Genomic DNA, 16798 nt, shown 5'->3' with positions numbered 1-16798 from the left:
GAGTTCCCGGAATGCGATGGACGTGCCCGACGGCGCGCCCCACCCTGAACCCATGCCGCTGCGCCCGTCCCTGCTCGCGATCGTCGTCGCCGTGATCTGGGGAGCGAACTTCGTCGTCATCGACCTCGGCCTGGGCGACCTGCCGCCGACGCTGTTCGTCGCCCTGCGGTTCTGCGCCGTGCTCGTGCCGGCGATCTTCCTCGTGCCGCGACCGGCGGCGCGGTGGTCCGACGTGCTGCTCGTCGGCGTCTTCATGAGCCTGTGCCAGTTCGGCCTGCTCTACACGGCCCTCGCGCTGGGCATGCCGCCGGGTCTCGCGTCGCTCGTCCTGCAGGCGCAGGTCGGTCTCACGGTCCTGTTCGCCGCGCTCGCGCTGCGCGAGGTACCCACCCGTTGGCAGCTCGTCGGCGTGGTCGTCGGTGCCGCGGGGCTCGTCGTCGTCGGCCTGGGCCGCAGCGCGTCGACCCCGGCGCTCGCGTTCGTCGTCACGCTCGCCGCCGCGGCGTCGTGGGCGGTCGGGAACGTCGTCCAGCGGCGGTCCGCCAGCCGCATCCCCGTCCGGCAGGAGCGCCGCCGCCCGGCCCCGGCGTGGGCCGACGGGTTGTCGATGACGGTGTGGTCGGCGCTCGTCGTCCCGGTGCCCCTGCTGGGGCTGTCCCTGTGGACCGACGGGCCGGACGCCGTCGGGCACGCGCTCACCCACCTGACGCTCGCCCCGCTGCTGTCCACCGCGTACACCGCGTGGCTCGCGAGCCTCGTGGGGTACGGGATCTGGAACGGCCTCCTCGCGCGGTACCCGGCGTCGGCGGTCGTGCCGTTCACGATGCTCGTCCCGGTGGTCGGGATCCTCGCCGCCTGGCTCGTCCTCGACGAGGTGCCGAACGCCGCGGAGGCGGCGGGCGGTGTCGTGCTGCTGCTCGGCGTCGCGATCACGACGGGAGTCCTGCGCCGGCGACGCACGCCGCCCGGCGGGCGCGCGGTGGTGACGGCGGGCGCGACACGCGCCGGTTCGCACTGACATCCGGCCGTGCACGCGGTCGAATGGAGGTCAGGGACGCGCGAGACGCGAAGGAGCATCTCATGAGCCAGACCGCGGACCGGACGGGGGAACGGCACCAGCCGGAGCTCCGCCGGGTCATGGGACCGAGGCTGCTGCTGCTGTTCATCGTCGGGGACATCCTCGGCACGGGCGTGTACGCCCTCACCGGGCAGGTCGCGGGCGAGGTCGGCGGCGCGGCGTGGCTGCCGTTCCTCCTCGCGTTCGTCGTCGCGACGATCACCGCGTTCTCCTACCTCGAGCTCGTCACGAAGTACCCGAGCGCGGCCGGCGCCGCGCTGTACACGCACAAGGCGTTCGGCATCCACCTGCTGACGTTCGTCGTCGCGTTCATGGTGATGAGCTCGGGCATCACGTCGGCGTCGACGGCGTCCAACGCGTTCGCCGGGTTCCTCTCCGACGGCTTCGACCTCGGCCTGGAGCCGGGCAGCGGCGGGCTCGTCGCGATCGCGCTCGGGTTCATGACGCTCGTCGCGCTCGTCAACGTCCGTGGGGTCTCCGAGAGCGTGCGGACGAACGTCGTGCTGTCGCTCGTCGAGCTCTCCGGGCTCCTGCTCGTCATCTTCGTCGGGCTCTGGGCGATGACGCAGGGACGTGCCGACTTCTCCCGCGTCGTCGTGTTCGAGAGCGCCGACGACAAGAGCGTGTTCCTCGCCGTGACTGCCGCGACGACGCTCGCGTTCTTCGCGATGGTCGGCTTCGAGGACTCGGTGAACATGGCCGAGGAGTGCACGCACCCCGTCCGCGACTTCCCGCGGATGATGCTCACGGGACTGACGATCACGGGCGTCATCTACGTCCTCGTCGCGATCACCGCCGTCGCCCTCGTGCCGGTGGGCAACCTGGTCGACGACTCCCGGGGGTCCGCGCTCACGCAGGTCGTCGCGGCCGGGGCGCCGAACCTGCCGTTCGCGACGATCTTCCCCTTCATCGGCATGTTCGCCGTCGCGAACTCCGCGCTCATCAACATGCTCATGGCCTCACGCCTGCTCTACGGCATGGCCAACCAGGGCGTGCTCCCGCGCGCGTTCGGCCGCGTGGCGCCGACGCGGCGCACCCCGTGGGTGTCGATCGTCGTCACGACGGCGATCTCGTTCGCGCTCATCGTGTACGTGGTGCGGCAGTCGGCCACCCCCGGGGGCGCGAACGCCGTCGCGCTGCTCGGCGGCACGACGTCGCTCCTGCTGCTCGTGGTGTTCACGGTCGTCAACGTCGCGCTGCTCGTGCTGCGCCGCAAACCCGTCGAGCACGAGCACTTCCGCACGAAGACGCCGTTGGCCGTGCTCGGGGCGCTGACGTGCGGCTACCTCGCCGGGCCGTGGGCGCGCAGCGCCGACCAGCAGGAGCAGTACGTCATCGCGGGGGCGCTGGTCGCGCTCGGCGTGGTGCTGTCGTTCGTCACGTGGCTCTGGAACCGCGCCGCGCGTCAGCGGCAGATCGGGTTCTCCGACGTCTCGCGTCTCGAGGACGAGGTGGAGCCCCGATGAGCGGCGACGGCGCGCGGCCCGACCAGCGGGCGACGCGACCGCCGCAGCGCGTGCGTGCCGTGGACGTGGTCGCGTTCGGCTGCGAGGTGGCGCTGCTCGTCCTCGTGGCCGTCGCGGGGTGGCGCGTGGGCGCCGGGACCGATGCCCCCGCGCCCTTGCCCACCGTCCTCGGCGTCGCTCTCGCCGTCGCGCTGCCCGCTGCCGTCGTGGTCGTCTGGGCGCGCTGGCTCGCCCCGACCGCCGCGCACCGCCTCCCGCAGCCCCGGCGCCTCGACGTGCAGGTGGTCCTGTTCGTCACCGCCGGGCTGACCGTCGCCGGCGTCGGCCTCGTGTGGTGGGGCGTGGGCCTCGCGCTCGTCGGCACGACGGCGTTCGCACTCACGCGCGACCGCTGACGATGGGCGTCGCGGGACCCGGCGCGTCCGTCGCGCATGATGGGCGCCATGGCCCTGCTCGCTCCCCGTCGCGGAGCCCCCGCCCGCGCCGCGGCGGTGCTCGCCGGCGTCCTCCTGCTCGGCGCGTGCACGGGCGGCCCCGAACCCGCACCCGCCCCGGTGAAGCCGAGCGCGTCCGGCACCGCCCCGACCACCGGCGGTGTCCCGTCTCCGGACGCGGCCCCGGATGCCGTCACGCTGACCTCCGGGCCGGTGGCGTTCGAGGTCACCGTGCCAGGTCCCGCGGCCGAGCCCGGCGCGGACCCGCCCGTCCGGGTCGAGGCCGACGACGACGGAGGGACCGTCCTGACCCTCCGCCCCGGTGCCGAGGCGGCTGCCCTCGTGCTCACGACGCCCGGCACGCTCACCGCCAACGCCGACGGGACGGTCACCGTCCTCGACGCGGCGGGCACACCTGTCGGCGGTCTCTCCGCGCCGACCGTCGTGGACGGCGGGAGCGGGCCGGTCGACGGCTCACCGGCCCCGCGTGCCGCGCTGGCCGTGAGCGGGTCGACCACGGCCGAGGTCGTCGTCGTGCGCCCGGACGGCGAGGCGTCGGGGCGCGGCGACGCCCTCGCCGCCACTTCCGGCGCCTACGCGGTGACGACGGCGCTCGGCACCGCGACCGTGCGCAGCGCCGTCTGGGGCGACCGCGAGGGCGGGCTGTCGCTCGCCGTGGATCCCACGGCGTGGGCGCGCACGGCGGGCGTCGCGGGGAGCGACGTGCTGTGGACGCAGCTCGTCGCCGCCGAACCCGACGCGGACGCGCCCGGCATGCACGACCAGCTTGTCTGCCACGCGCTGGGCGCCCCGGACAAGGCGACGTGGAACCTCGAGCCGTGGCGGCCCGACGTCGGGCTCGTCGCCGTGCTGGCGGCGCGCTGCAACCCGACCTGACGGGAGCGGCGCGCCGCCGGCCCGTCAGTGGCGCGTGGCGAGCGACGAGCGCTTGGCGGCCTTCTCGGCCTTGCGCAGCGACTTCTCGCTCAGCGGCTCGTCGCCGCTCGCGCGCAGGCGCCGGTAGTAGGCGCGCGCCTCGTCCTGCCGCTCCTTCTCCGCGCCCGACGCGATCTTGGCGCGCAGGTGCTCGGGGCCGTAGCCCCACGCGTCGACGAGGTCCTGCGCGTGGGGACGCAGGCGGTCGATCAGGCGGTCCAGGTAGCTCGTCACGGTGCGCGCACGCTGCGCGGACAGCCGGCCGTTGAGCAGGTACCAGGCGAGGTGGCGCTCGACGAGGCTCAGGCCGTACAGGTCGCGCGCGGTGGTGAGGACCTCGCGCGTGCCCTCGTCATCGATCGTCGCGAGCGCCTGCGTGAACGCCTCCCAGCGCAGCAGCTCGGCGTGGGCGCGCGCCGCCTCGACGAGCTCGACCTGGTGGGCGTTGAACAGGTTCGCCGCGGTCTCCGGGTCTGCCTTCTGCGCGGGACGCAGCGCCTGCGCGACGTCGGCCACCATCGTCTCGACGCGGTCCGTCAGGAGCGCGCGCTGCGTCTCGGCGTCGCGCAGGTGGCCGGCCGCCCGGCGCGGGTCACCGACGTCCGCGAGCGCCTGCGCGGCCCGCTTGAGCGGCGTGCGGTGCAGCGCCATGTCGCCTGCGCGCTCGACGACGACGCGCGCCATCTGCCCGGGGGTGATGCCCTTGAACTGCTTGCCGTAGTCGGCGAGGAGGCGCTTGGCGACGAGCTGGAGGAGCACGGTGTTGTCGCCCTCGAACGTCGCGTAGACGTCGAGGTCGGCGTGCAGGCTCGTGATGCGGTTCTCAGTGAGGAAGCCGGCGCCGCCGCACGCCTCGCGCGTCTCCTGGAGCACGTCGAGCGCGAACCGGGTGCTCGTCGCCTTGAGCGCCGCAGCCGTCGTCTCGAGGTCCTCGCGCTGCTCGGGCGTGTCCTCCTCGCCGGAGAACACGGAGTGGAACAGGTCGAGGAGGCGGTCGTGCGCGAAGTGCGCGGCGTACGCCTCGGCGATCGGGACGACCAGACGGCGCTTGTGCGTGCCGTAGTCGAGGAGCACGACCTCGTCGGTCGCGGACGCGCCCGTGAACTGGCGGCGCTCGTTCGCGTACCGGACCGCGATCGCGAGCCCGAGCTTCGCGGCGGTGACGGCCGCGCCGTCGAGCGAGACGCGGCCCTGCACGAGCGAGCCGAGCATCGTGAAGAAGCGGCGCCCGGGGCTGTCGATCGGGCTCGAGTAGGTGCCGTCGGCGTCGACCGAGCCGTAGCGGGCGAGCAGGTCGGTGCGCGGGACGCGCACGTGGTCGAAGTGCAGGCGGCCGTTGTCGACGCCGTTGAGGCCGCCCTTCTGGCCGTCGTCCTCCCCGCCGACGCCCGGCAGGAACGGCAGACGCCCGTGCTCGTCGCGGTCGCCCTGCGGGTCGCGGATCGGCACGTAGAACGCGTGCACGCCGTGGTCGACGTTCTTCGTGACGAGCTGCGCGAACACGACGGCGGCGGTCGCGTGCACGGCCGCGTTGCCGAGGTAGTCCTTCCATGCCCCGCGGAACGGGGTGTGGATGACGAACTCCTCCGTCTCGGGGTCGTACGTCGCGGTGGTGCCGATGCTCGCGACGTCGGACCCGTGCCCCGTCTCGGTCATCGCGAACGCGCCGGGCACGGACAGGTCCATCGCGCCGGGCAGCAGGCGGTCCTGCTGCTCCGGGGTGCCGAGGTGCAGGATCGCCGAGCCGAACAGGCCCCACTGGACGCCGGCCTTGATCTGCAGCGACGGGTCCGCCGCGGCGAGCTCCTCGAACCCCGCGAGGTTCCCGCCCGGGTCGTCGGCGCCGCCGAGTCGCTCCGGGTACGCGCGCCACACCTGCCGCTTGTCCACCAGGAGGCGCATCTGCTCGAGGACGTGCTCGCGGTGCACCTCCTTGCTCTGCCCCTCGACGCGCCAGAACGCCGGCTCCCCCGCGGTGGCGCGAGCCGCCGCGCGCAGCTCGGCCCACCGGCCGAGGAGGATCTTCTCGAGGTAGGCGACGTCGAGGCGGGCGTCGTCGCGCGCGGGTGCGGCGTCGGCGTCCGCGCCGCGGGCGGTGGCGGGACGGTCGGACGTGGCGGTCATGAGGTCTCCTTGGTCGGTGCCGGGGCCGCGGTGGCGGCCGTCTCGGAGTCGGGGTGGCGCACCGCGCCGGGGTTCGAGAGCACGCCGACGGGCCCGGCCCAGAGCCAGGACGCGACGCGCTCGGTGAGCTGCTCGCGGTCGGGGGTGCCGGGGGCGTCGCGGTGGCTGAGCCACCACTCCCCGGCACCGCGCACGAAGCCGACGGCACCCGCGGCCCACGCCGCGGCGTCGGCGGGCGGGACGTCGGTGACGCGCGCGAAGGGCTCGGCGACGAGCTGGATGACGGAGTCGAGGAACGCCGCGAGCGGGGCCCGGGGGGCGCCGGTCCCGGCGCCGAGGGCCTGCGCCGCGGTCTCCTCGGTGCCCGCGACCGCGCTCGTGCGCGTGACGAAGTAGTAGACGTTGGGCGAGCTCTCGATCATCTCGAGGTACACGCCGACCATGGCCCGCAGCGCCCCCCGCGGCGTGTCCGCGGCCTCGGCCGCCTGCGTGAGCGCGTCGTGCATCTGGCCCACGACGGCCGCGCCGAGCGCGACCTGCAGGCCGGTCTTGTCGTCGAAGTACCGGTAGACGATCGACTTCGACGTGCCGGACGCCGCGGCGATCTCGTCCATGGAGACGCCGGGGCCGCCCCGGTGGACGGCCTTGCTGGCGGCCCGGACGAGCTCGGCGCGCCGGGCGGCCCGGTGCTCGTCCCAGCGCGTGGAACGGCCGTCGACGGCGGCGCCGGCCTCGGCGCGGCCGCGGGTCCGCAGGGGCGGGCCCACGCCGCTCGCGTGTGCGTTCACGTCGTCCTCCGTCGCGACGTCGGTGTCGTGCTGGTGAGCGGTTTCCCCGTCCGGCGCGCCGGCGGGCATGTGACCCGACTCACGATACTCACAGTATCAGGTACTGTGGGTCGTGGACACACCCGCCCGGCCGGCGCTCCCCACCGGCCCCTCGGCGGCGGGGCCGGGACCAGGGGACGAGACCCCGGCAGGACCGACGGACGACCGACGAACGACGCAGCGCAGCGAGTGCGGACGAGGAGTGAGCGCAGTGGCCACGAGCAAGACGCCGGCGGACGGCACGACGAGCACGCGGAGCACGAGCACGACCAGCGGCACGGAACAGCCCGGCGTCCGCGACGCATGGGTGATCGGCGGCAACCGCATCCCGTTCGCACGAGCGGGCGGGAAGTACTCCCGCGCGAGCAACCAGGAGATGTTCACCGCCGCCCTCGAGGGGCTCGTCGCGCGCTTCGGGCTGCAGGGCGAGCGTCTCGGCGAGGTCGTCGGCGGAGCGGTGCTCAAGCACTCGCGCGACTTCAACCTCGTCCGCGAGAGCGTGCTCGGCTCGCCCCTGTCGCCGCAGACGCCCGCGTACGACCTCCAGCAGGCGTGCGCCACCGGGCTCGAGGCGACGATCACGGTCGCGAACAAGATCCGCCTCGGCCAGGTCGAGTCCGGGGTCGCGGGCGGCGCGGACACGGTGTCCGACGCCCCGATCGCGGTGAGCGAGGGCCTGCGGCGCGCGCTGCTCGAGGCGAGCCACGCCAAGACGTTCGGCGCGCGCGTCAAGGCGTTCGCGAAGGTGCGTCCGGCCGACCTCGCGCCGCTCACCCCGGCGACCGACGAGCCCCGCACGGGCCTGTCCATGGGCGAGCACCAGGCGATCACCACGGCGCGCTGGGGCATCTCGCGCGAGGCGCAGGACGAGGTCGCGCTCGCGAGCCACGAGCACCTCGCCGCCGCGTGGGAGTCCGGGTTCTTCGACGACCTCGTCACGCCGTTCCGCGGCCTCGTGCGCGACCAGAACCTGCGCCCCGACTCCTCGATGGAGAAGCTCGCGAAGCTGAAGCCGGTGTACGGCAAGCGGCTGGCGGGAGCCGGGTCGGAGGCGTCGTCGGAGGCCTCGCCCCCTGTGCCGACCATGACCGCGGGCAACAGCACCCCACTCACCGACGGCGCCTCGACCGTCCTGCTCGGCTCCCGCGAGTGGGCCGAGCAGCGCGACCTGCCGCTGCTCGCGCGCGTCGTCGACGCGGAGACGGCGGCCGTCGACTTCGTCCACGGCCACGAGGGCCTGCTCATGGCGCCCGTGCACGCCGTGCCGCGCCTCCTCGCGCGCAACGGGCTCGAGCTCGGCGACTTCGACGTCTACGAGATCCACGAGGCGTTCGCGTCGACCGTGCTCACCACCCTGAAGGCGTGGGAGGACGACGAGTACTGCCGCACCGAGCTCGGCCTCGACGGCCCGCTCGGCTCGGTGGACCGCACGCGCCTCAACGTCAACGGCTCGTCGCTCGCGGCGGGGCACCCGTTCGCCGCGACGGGCGGCCGCATCGTCGCGACGGCCGCCAAGCTCCTGGCCGCGAAGACGGCCGAGACGGGCCAGCCGGCACGCGCGCTGATCTCCGTGTGTGCCGCCGGCGGCCTCGGCGTCGCCGCGATCCTCGAGTCCGTCCCCACGTCCGACACCCGCGCCTGACCGGCCCCGACGACCGAGAGGACCACCCGTGACCGACTCCTACGTCAAGGCCGTCAACTCCGGCTTCACCAAGACCCTCGCGAAGAAGCTGGGCCTGCCGCGCCCGGCCGTCCTGCGCCGCCACCACGAGGGCGATCCGCTCACCGTCGGGCCCGTGCTCGTCCTCGGCGGCACCCCGGGCGTGCCCGACGACGCCGACCGCGTCGCCACCGCGCTGCTCGACGGGTTCCAGCTCGACGTCCGCCAGAACGCGGACGACTCGACGCGCTGGGGCGCGATCGTCGTCGTGCTCACGCAGGCGCAGCGCCCCGAGGACGTCGCGGGTGCCGTCATGGGCCTGTCCGCGAACCTGCGCCGTCTGGCCCCGAACGGCCGCGTCGTGACCCTCTCGCGCGCCCCCTCCGACGCCGACTCCCCCGAGCTCGCCGCGACCCGTGAGGGCGTCGACGGCTTCCTCCGCTCGGTCGCCAAGGAGCTCCGCTACGGCGCCACCGGCAACGGCCTCCAGCTCGTCGACGACGTCCCCGTCGACGCCCCGAGCACCCTCGCCACCCTCGAGTTCTTCCTCTCCGCCAAGTCGGCCTTCGTCGACGGCCAGCTCCTCCGCGTCGGCCCCGGTGCCGGTGACACGGCCGCCGAGGCGGGGGAGGCGGGGACGGATGCGAAGGGCGTGGAAGCCGCGCGCGGCGACGGACAGCCGACGACGGCAGGCGACGGCGCGGCCAGCCCGAGCACCGAGACCGCCGCCCCCGCCGGACCGAGCACCGACGCCGTCGCCCCGGCCGGACCCAGCACCACGAACCGCCCGCTCGACGGCAAGGTCGCCGTCGTCACCGGCGCGGCCCGCGGCATCGGCGCGCAGGTCGCCCGGACCCTCGCACGCGACGGCGCGAAGGTCGTCGTCGTGGACGTCCCGGCGGCGGGCGAGGCGCTCGCGAAGGTCGCGAACGAGATCCGCGGCACGGCGCTGCAGCTCGACGTGACGGCCGACGACGCGGGCGCGCGCATCCTCGAGCACGCGCGGTCCCGCCACGGCGGCCTCGACGTCCTCGTGCACAACGCGGGCATCCTGCGGGACAAGCTGCTGGCCAACATGTCGGCGGACCAGTGGGACGCGGTGGTCGCGGTGAACCTCGCCGCGCAGCTCCGGATCACCGAGTACCTGCTCGGCGCGAACGGGTTCTCCGACCGTCCGCGCATCGTGTCGCTCGCGTCGACGAGCGGCATCGCGGGCAACCGCGGGCAGTCCAACTACGCGTTCTCCAAGGCGGGCGTCATCGGCCACACGCGCGCGTTCGCGTCGCGCCTGGCGGAGCTCGGTGGCACGGCGAACGCGGTCGCGCCCGGGTTCATCGAGACGGACATGACGGCCTCGATCCCGCTGGTCCAGCGCGAGGTCGCGCGGCGCGTCGCGTCGCTGCAGCAGGGCGGGCAGCCGGTCGACGTCGCGGAGGCGATCGCGTTCCTGGCCTCGCCGGGCGCAGCGGGCGTCAACGGTCAGGTGCTGCGCGTGTGCGGCCAGAACCTGGTGGGCCGGTGACGGCGGCGACCGCCCCGGCGCGCGTCGAGACGCTGCCGGCGATCCCGGGGCTCGGGCGCCTGTTCACGCGGGGCGTCGTGGGGTCGGGCCGGATGGCCGCGGCCGCGCGGCTGCCCGGCGGCGGGTCGCGCGAGCTGGCGCTGCCCGAGGTGACGTACCGCGTGGCGGGTGTCGCGACCGGGGACGGCGCGGAGCCGGGCGGCCCGGGGAGCGAGGAGCATCTGGCGCGGTACGTCGCCGTCGTCGGAGAGGCGCCGGGCGACACGCTGCCCGCCGGGTACCTGCACGTGCTCGGGTTCCCGCTCGCGACGGCGGTCATGGTACGCGGCGACTTCCCCCTGCCGCTCGTCGGCATGGTGCACCTCGCGAACTCGGTGTCGCTCGTGCGCCCCGTGCGCCTGGGCGACACGCTCGAGGTGCGCGCGTGGGCGCAGGGCCTGCGCCCGCACCGGCGCGGCGCCCAGGTGGACCTCGTGACGGAGGTGTCCGTCGGACGGACCGACGACGAGCGCGCGGCCGGTTCCGGCCTGTCCGCGACGACGCTCGCGTTCCGCGGGGTGTCGACCTACCTCGCGAAGGGCGTCAGCGTGCCCGACGTGTCAGCGCCCCAGGACTCCGGGGTGACGCCTGGTGCTGACACGTTCGCCCCGCCGCTGCCGACTGCCCGCTGGACGCTCGGAGCGGGGACGGGACGGACGTACGCCGCGGTGTCGGGCGACCGGAACCTCATCCACACGTCCACCCTCGGGGCGAAGGCGTTCGGCTTCCCGCGGGCCATCGCGCACGGCATGTACACGGCCGCGCGCGCGCTCGCCGAGGCCGGGCCCGCGCGCGGCGAGACGTACGACTGGACCGTGTCCTTCGCCAAGCCCGTCCTCCTGCCGAGCACCGTCGACGTCGCGATCCGCCCGGCAGGTGCCGTGCCCGCGGGCGTGCGGGACGCCGTCGGGCAGGTAGCGGCTGCCGTGCCCGACGGCGCGGACGGCCCGGCCGAGGGCCTCGCCTACCAGGCGTGGGACCGCACCGGCCGGCTCCACCTGTCGGGGCGCATCACGCCACGTCGGTGACGTCTCCCCACGTCGGCGTGCCTCTCGAGGACGTTCCACCACGTGCGTGGAGGGAGCCACGTGCCTAGGGTCGAGACGTACCGACGAGAGGAGCACCTCATGGGTCTCGGAGACAAGATCGAGCACGGCGCCGAAGAGGCGAAGGGCAAGCTCAAGGAGGGCGCCGGCAAGGCGACGGACGACGAGCGCCTCGAGTCGGAGGGTCACGGCGACCAGGCCAAGGCCAACCTCAAGCAGGCCGGCGACGACGTCCGCGACGCCTTCAAGAAGTAGCCCACGGCACTCACGCCGCCACGACGCAGCAGAGGGCCCCGCCGTCCACGGCGGGGCCCTCGTCGTGTCCGGGCGGTCGCGCGTCGAGCCCGGGCCGCCGGTTCGGTCAGTCGGCCGGGCCGCACCCCGCGGCATCGGCGAGGAATCCTGCCGCGGCGGTCGCGAACAGTCCTTCGAGCCCCGATCCCGCGGGCACGGGACGCGGGTCGTCGACGACGGTCCAGCACCCGTCGACCACCGCGTACCGGACGGACGGCCCGTGCTCGACGTACGCGCGCACTCCCGCGACGAGGCGCGCGACCTCGGCACCGGTGGTGCCCACGCCGACGGACGCGCGGATCGCACCGGCGTCGTACCCGAGGCGGGCGAGCAGCGGGTGGGCGCAGAACCGGCCGTCGCGCACACCGATGCCGTGCTCCGCGGACAGGTAGGCCGCGACGAGGCCCGGGTCGTGACCGGTCACGGAGAACGTCACGACGCCGACGGGGTCGGCCGCGTCCGGCCACACCGTCACGACCCGCACGCCGTCGATCTCCGCGAGCCCGTCGACGAGCGCGGCGCGCAGCGCGGACTCGTGGGCGTGCAGGTCCGCGGGGTCGATCGTCGCGAGCGCGTCGCACGCGGCCGCGAGCGCCACCGCACCCACGACGTTCGGCGAGCCCGCCTCGTGCCGGGCGGGCGCCGCCTGCCACTGGGTGCCGTCGACGCGCACCTGGCGCACCGCGCCTCCGCCCGCGAGGTACGGCGTGCCGGCGTCGAGCCAGTCGCGGCGCCCGACCAGCGCACCCGCGCCGAACGGCGCGTACGTCTTGTGGCCGGAGAACGCGACGTAGTCCGCGCCGGTCCCCGCGAGGGAGAAGCCGCGGTGCGGGACGAGCTGGGCGCCGTCGAGCACGACGCGCGTGCCGGCGTCGTGCGCGATCCGCACCACCTCGGCGACGGGCAGCGCCTCGCCGGTGACGTTCGACGCCCCGGTCACGGCGAGCAGGGCGTAGTCGAGGCGGCCGAGCTCGGTGCGCAGGCCGGAGAGCGACTCGGCCACGCTCGTGCCTCCGGCGAGGACGGTCGCCCCGCCCGCGCGCTGCCAGGGCAGGAGGTTGGCGTGGTGCTCGACGTCGAGGACGAGCACACGGCCGGGAGTGCCGTCCGGGTTCTCGGGCACGCAGCCCGCGAGGAGGTTGAGCGAGTCGGTGGTGTTGCGCGTGACGACCGTGACGTCGTCGCCGCGGGCGCCGACGAACGCCCCGATCCGCGCGCGGGCCGCCTCGTACAGGGCGGTCGAGACCTGCGACAGGTAGCCGGCGCCGCGGTGCACGCTCGCGTAGAGGGGCAGCACCTCGGTGACGCGGTCGGCGACGGCGCGCAGGGCGGGCGCCGACGCGGCGACGTCGAGGTTGGCGTACGGGACGCTGCGCCCGTCGACGAGCGGGACGAGCGTGTCGCTGCCGACGACGGGCAGCAGCGCGGGCGTGTCGGTCGTACAGGTGGTGTCGGCGAGAGCGGTCACGGCACGGTCCTCCGATGTCGGGTCGGGGAGGTGCTCCCCGCGCTTGCCGCGCACCGGTCGGCGTGCGGCCTGGTCGTCACCCGGGGCACCCCGCCGCGAGAGGAGGGTTGCCGGCCAGCAAACCGGGGTTTCGCGCTGGCACTCATGACCTGCGCACCAGGATGAGCGAGGCTCGGAGACGCGTCAAGGACTGGGCAGCGTGTCTCACATCGCGAGCGGCGGGCTGTTCACCGCCCGGTGTCGACATGCGCCCACGTGTCGAGACGGCTGTCCCACCCGCTGGTCGGCGTGCCGTACGATCCGAGGAACCATCCGGAGCGGCCGAGTGACGTGGCACGTCGACGCCGCAGCAACCCCCCGTGTCGTCCAAGCACGGGCGAGGGTGCTACTGCCACGATCGATGGAGGACACCATGAGCAACCCCGCACCCCGCCGCACCTCGCTGCCCGAGGCCCGGCCCGCCGCCGGCTACGCCGGCGACATCGACCCCCAGCAGGCGTTCGACCTGCTCGCCGACGACCCGCGCGCGGTCCTCGTCGACGTCCGCACCGAGGGCGAGTGGCGCACCATCGGCGTTCCCGACGTCGCCGACCTCGGCCACGACGTCGTGTTCGACGAGTGGGTCACGCCCCTCGGGCCCAACCCGGCGTTCCTCGACCGCCTCGCCGACGCCGGCCTCACGCCGGGCGACGAGCGACCCGTCGTCTTCCTGTGCCGGTCCGGCCAGCGTTCGATCGGTGCCGCGCGCGCCGCGACCGCCGCCGGGATCGGGCCGTCGTACAACGTCGTCGAGGGCTTCGAGGGCGCGCAGGGGTTCTCCGGAGCGCGCGACGTCGAGGGCTGGAAGGTCCGCGGCCTGCCCGTCACCACGTACGACGCCGCCCAGGCCGGTACCGCGGACGGCGAGGCCGCGCGATGAGCCCGGCGGACGGCGTCGGGCACGAGGTGCCGGGCGGGGTGCCGGGCGGCTCTGGCCGCAAGCCGCTGCCCGCGACCGCGCGGCCTGCGACGCTCGCGGTGCGCGGCGGCAACGCGCGCACGGACTTCCAGGAGACGTCCGAGGCGCTGTTCCTCACCCAGGGGTACACGTACGACCGCGCCGCCGACGCCGAGGCGGCGTTCAAGGGCGAGGTCGACCGGTTCGTCTACTCGCGCTACGGCAACCCGACCGTGCACACGTTCACCGAGCGGCTGCGCCTCATCGAGGGCGCCGAGGCGTGCCACGCGACCGCGTCGGGCATGTCGGCCGTGTTCACGTCGCTCGCGGCGCTCGCGCGGTCCGGGTCGCGCATCGTCGCGGCACGTGCGCTGTTCGGGTCGAGCATCGTGATCTTCGACGAGATCTTCGCGAAGTGGGGCGTGCGGACCGACTACGTCGACGGGCACGTGCTCTCCCAGTGGGAAGAGGCGCTCGCGACGCCCGCGGACGTCGTGTTCTTCGAGACGCCGTCCAATCCCATGCAGGACATCGTCGACGTGCGGCGCGTGAGTGAGCTCGCGCACGCCGCGGGCGCCGTCGTCGTGCTCGACAACGTGTTCGCGACGCCGCTGCTGCAGAAGCCGCTCGAGCTCGGCGCGGACGTCGTCGTGTACTCGGCGACGAAGCACATCGACGGTCAGGGCCGCGTCCTGGGCGGGGCCATCCTCGGCAGCGAGGAGTACGTCGGTGGGCCCGTGCAGACCCTCATCCGCAACACCGGGCCGACGCTGTCGGCGTTCAACGCGTGGGTGCTGCTCAAGGGTCTCGAGACGATGCCCGTGCGCGTCGCCGCGCAGAACGCGAACGCGGAGCGGGTGGCGCGGGCGCTCGAGGAGCTGCCGGGGCTGGCGCGCGTGCGCTACCCGTTCCTCGACTCGCACCCGCAGACGGAGCTCGCGCGCTCGCAGCAGTCCGGCGGCGGCACCGTCGTGACGTTCGACCTCGCCGTGCCCGGAGGGACCGACCCCGAGACGGCCAAGAAGAGAGCGTTCGCGTTCCTCGACGCGCTCCAGGTCGTCGACATCTCCAACAACCTCGGCGACGCGAAGTCGCTCGTCACGCACCCCGCGACGACGACGCACCGCAAGCTCGGGCCCGAGGGCCGCGCGGCCGTCGGGATCGCGGAGACGACCGTGCGGCTGTCGGTGGGGCTCGAGGACCCGCTCGACGTGATCGAGGACGTGGAGCAGGCGCTGCACGCCTGAGCGTCGCCCGCGGGGAGAATCCTCGTGCCCGACGGCGCGCGGTCGGCCTAGCCTGACGACGTGCCCGCCTACGTCCGCCCGCCGATCCCGCGTCAGGTGTACCACGACGCCGACGGGCGGCCGTACGAGTACGGCGAGCGCTGGACGGACCTCGACGGCCCGCCCGAGGACACGTACTCGGTGAGCGCCCACCCGGAACGGTTCGCGCCGGTCGTCGACGTCGCCGACGCGCTCGTGGCGCACCTCGAGGCGACGTACGACGTCGCGGTCGCGAGCGCCGACCTGCGTGGTCTGGACGTGTCCGCGCACACCGCTGAGGAACCGGCGCACCCGCTGCTCGCGGGGATCCGGCACCTCGCCCAACCCGCCGAGCGGGTCGTGCGGCTCGTACCCGCCGCGGACGACGCGGCACCGCTGACGGTCGTCGTCACCGGACTCCCGGGAGTGCAGGTGCTCGCCGGGGCGCTGCACGAGGAGTCGTTCCCCGCGTGCGGGTGCGACGCGTGCGACGACTCCGCCGAGTCCGAGGCGGAACGGATCGAGCACCTCGTCCTCGCGGTGGCCACCGGCCGCTTCGCGGAGGGGATCCGGCGCGCGTGGGACGACCCGCGCACCGCATGGGTCCGGCATGTGACCTGGTCCGACGACGACACTCGTGCTGGCGAGGGTCGACGCAGCCGCCGCGGTCTCGCGCCCGCCCGCCGACGTCTCGCCGGGCTCCCCGACGGCCGCTGGAGCCCCTGGCCGACGCGCGCCTGACCCGATGATCGAGGAGATCACCTGTTCCCGGTCAGCTCCGGGGCTCCAGCGCGGTCGGATCGCTCCGGCGGCATGCGTCGAACTCTCGGAGCCAGTCCTCGAAGTCGTCGATGCCGAAGAGGTCGTACCCGTGCGATGAGGGATCTTCCACGAAGGTCAGACGCCGACGATGCACCGCGTCCGACTTGTCAGTGACTCGCCCCGCCGAGTCCTCCGTCCGCCACGACGACGTCCGTCGGACGGTCGCCGTGCTGCTCCACGTGGTCGAGCACCAGGACGAGCTCGGCGGGGAGCAGCTCGAACCACAGGGAGGTGCCGGTGTCGTCGGCGTTCCAGATGGACCTCCACGAGGCGTCGTACCCGGTCCCGCAGATCGTGTACGGAGCGACCGCGAGCGCCAGACCGAGCTCTCGGTCGTCACGCGGATCGAGCTCCACGGCGATGCCGGGCTCCCACCCGAGCCGTCGCGCGATCCGGCCCTGCCGCGCGACCCGGAGATCGTCGAGCTCCTGCACGGCCACCACCGCCTCCGCCGGCCACGGCTCATCGGAGTGCACGTCGACCTGGAGCTTCGTGATCCGCGCCCGCTGCGCGAGCAGCGCCCCTCGGCACAGGGCGGCGACCGTCGCCGGGCTCGCGCCGTCGCGAGCCGTGTACGGGGTCGTCGCCCGGGACCTCATCGGCGCGTGCCGTCCTCGATCGGGGGAAGTCGCGGGACGTCGTCGGGCACGCGGGGCGCGAAGCAGAGGTCGTCGCCGGCGTGCGCGCGGCCCGCGAAGGTCGCCACGGCCGCCTGGGCTCGCGCGACCGACGCCCCGCTCCACTGTCCTGCGCACAGTCGTCCCAGCACCGCCCGTTCGGCCGGGGTGCGCGGGCGCGTCGGCTCCATCACGCCGACACCGTAGCGCCGGAGCACCACCTGTGGACCGCGGTTCGACCGTGTCGGACGGACCTCGTAGCC

16 protein-coding genes and 2 riboswitches are annotated in these 16798 nt (G+C 74.6%); of the genes, 11 read left to right on the top strand and 5 right to left on the bottom strand.

All coding sequences use genetic code 11. The features are described from left to right. Positions 1 to 52 precede the first annotated feature (52 nt). The 4 genes from ACFTZA_RS00860 (at position 53) to ACFTZA_RS00845 (ending at position 3875) form a co-directional block, all read left to right on the top strand. Positions 53 to 1018, top strand: a complete 966-nt coding sequence (locus ACFTZA_RS00860; RefSeq protein ID WP_378189727.1) for an EamA family transporter — start codon at positions 53 to 55, stop codon at positions 1016 to 1018. A 62-nt stretch (positions 1019 to 1080) separates the two neighbouring features. Next, positions 1081 to 2544 carry an APC family permease gene (locus ACFTZA_RS00855; protein WP_378189725.1) on the top strand — a complete coding sequence of 488 codons (1464 nt, stop codon included), beginning with the start codon at positions 1081 to 1083 and terminating at the stop codon, positions 2542 to 2544. Beyond that, entirely contained in the window at positions 2541 to 2939 is a 399-nt protein-coding gene (locus tag ACFTZA_RS00850) for a DUF2568 domain-containing protein (protein ID WP_378189722.1), read from the top strand. The genes ACFTZA_RS00855 and ACFTZA_RS00850 overlap by 4 nt, the downstream gene beginning before the upstream one ends. Positions 2940 to 2987: 48 nt before the next feature. Next, positions 2988 to 3875 carry a DUF2599 domain-containing protein gene (locus ACFTZA_RS00845; protein ID WP_378189720.1) on the top strand — a complete coding sequence of 296 codons (888 nt, stop codon included), beginning with the start codon at positions 2988 to 2990 and terminating at the stop codon, positions 3873 to 3875. A gap of 24 nt (positions 3876 to 3899) precedes the next feature. Here the strand turns inward: ACFTZA_RS00845 and ACFTZA_RS00840 are convergent, their stop codons facing one another. Further along, entirely contained in the window at positions 3900 to 6038 is a 2139-nt protein-coding gene (locus ACFTZA_RS00840; RefSeq protein WP_378189718.1) for an acyl-CoA dehydrogenase, read from the bottom strand. Next, on the bottom strand, positions 6035 to 6793 hold the full coding sequence (locus ACFTZA_RS00835) for a TetR family transcriptional regulator (protein ID WP_378190075.1): 759 nt from the start codon (positions 6791 to 6793) through the stop codon (positions 6035 to 6037). The genes ACFTZA_RS00840 and ACFTZA_RS00835 overlap by 4 nt, the downstream gene beginning before the upstream one ends. Positions 6794 to 7076: 283 nt before the next feature. Between ACFTZA_RS00835 and ACFTZA_RS00830 the strand changes: the two genes are divergently transcribed. The 4 genes from ACFTZA_RS00830 (at position 7077) to ACFTZA_RS00815 (ending at position 11387) form a co-directional block, all read left to right on the top strand. Continuing rightward, on the top strand, positions 7077 to 8507 hold the full coding sequence (locus ACFTZA_RS00830; protein ID WP_378189716.1) for an acetyl-CoA C-acetyltransferase: 1431 nt from the start codon (positions 7077 to 7079) through the stop codon (positions 8505 to 8507). Positions 8508 to 8535: 28 nt separating this feature from the next. Then, on the top strand, positions 8536 to 10047 hold the full coding sequence (locus ACFTZA_RS00825) for a 3-oxoacyl-ACP reductase (RefSeq protein WP_378189714.1): 1512 nt from the start codon (positions 8536 to 8538) through the stop codon (positions 10045 to 10047). Beyond that, complete coding sequence (locus tag ACFTZA_RS00820; protein ID WP_378189712.1) at positions 10044 to 11114, top strand: MaoC/PaaZ C-terminal domain-containing protein; 1071 nt, start codon at positions 10044 to 10046, stop codon at positions 11112 to 11114. Before ACFTZA_RS00825 ends, ACFTZA_RS00820 begins: the two co-directional genes overlap by 4 nt. Before the next feature lie 99 nt (positions 11115 to 11213). Then, positions 11214 to 11387 carry a CsbD family protein gene (locus ACFTZA_RS00815; RefSeq protein WP_378189710.1) on the top strand — a complete coding sequence of 58 codons (174 nt, stop codon included), beginning with the start codon at positions 11214 to 11216 and terminating at the stop codon, positions 11385 to 11387. 106 nt (positions 11388 to 11493) lie between these two features. Here ACFTZA_RS00815 and ACFTZA_RS00810 read toward each other — a convergent pair whose 3' ends face one another. Then, entirely contained in the window at positions 11494 to 12894 is a 1401-nt protein-coding gene (locus ACFTZA_RS00810) for an aminotransferase class V-fold PLP-dependent enzyme (RefSeq protein WP_378189708.1), read from the bottom strand. A 34-nt stretch (positions 12895 to 12928) separates the two neighbouring features. Then, positions 12929 to 13044: riboswitch (SAM riboswitch) on the bottom strand. 155 nt (positions 13045 to 13199) lie between these two features. Then, a riboswitch (SAM riboswitch) is annotated at positions 13200 to 13301 on the top strand. A gap of 5 nt (positions 13302 to 13306) precedes the next feature. On the opposite strand from ACFTZA_RS00810, the gene ACFTZA_RS00805 reads away from it, so the two are divergent. The 3 genes from ACFTZA_RS00805 to ACFTZA_RS00795 are packed head-to-tail and all read left to right on the top strand — an operon-like array spanning position 13307 to position 15837. Next, on the top strand, positions 13307 to 13813 hold the full coding sequence (locus ACFTZA_RS00805) for a rhodanese-like domain-containing protein (protein WP_378189706.1): 507 nt from the start codon (positions 13307 to 13309) through the stop codon (positions 13811 to 13813). Next, a complete protein-coding gene (locus ACFTZA_RS00800; RefSeq protein WP_378189703.1) occupies positions 13810 to 15078 on the top strand; it encodes an O-succinylhomoserine sulfhydrylase in 1269 nt (422 codons plus the stop codon). Before ACFTZA_RS00805 ends, ACFTZA_RS00800 begins: the two co-directional genes overlap by 4 nt. A gap of 60 nt (positions 15079 to 15138) precedes the next feature. Beyond that, positions 15139 to 15837 (top strand): DUF6226 family protein, encoded by a 699-nt coding sequence (locus tag ACFTZA_RS00795; RefSeq protein WP_378189701.1) that lies wholly within the window; start codon positions 15139 to 15141, stop codon positions 15835 to 15837. Between the two features lie 188 nt (positions 15838 to 16025). Here ACFTZA_RS00795 and ACFTZA_RS00790 read toward each other — a convergent pair whose 3' ends face one another. Continuing rightward, positions 16026 to 16517, bottom strand: a complete 492-nt coding sequence (locus ACFTZA_RS00790) for a hypothetical protein (RefSeq protein ID WP_378189698.1) — start codon at positions 16515 to 16517, stop codon at positions 16026 to 16028. Next, positions 16514 to 16729, bottom strand: coding sequence for a hypothetical protein (locus tag ACFTZA_RS00785; RefSeq protein ID WP_378189696.1), 216 nt, complete (start codon positions 16727 to 16729; stop codon positions 16514 to 16516). Before ACFTZA_RS00785 ends, ACFTZA_RS00790 begins: the two co-directional genes overlap by 4 nt. Positions 16730 to 16798 lie beyond the last annotated feature (69 nt).

Origin of the sequence: Cellulosimicrobium sp. NPDC057127 (assembly GCF_042670945.1) — a bacterium.
In the GTDB taxonomy this organism is placed as follows: Bacteria; Actinomycetota; Actinomycetes; order Actinomycetales; family Cellulomonadaceae; genus Cellulosimicrobium.
This window is presented reverse-complemented; position numbering and strand designations above follow the sequence as displayed.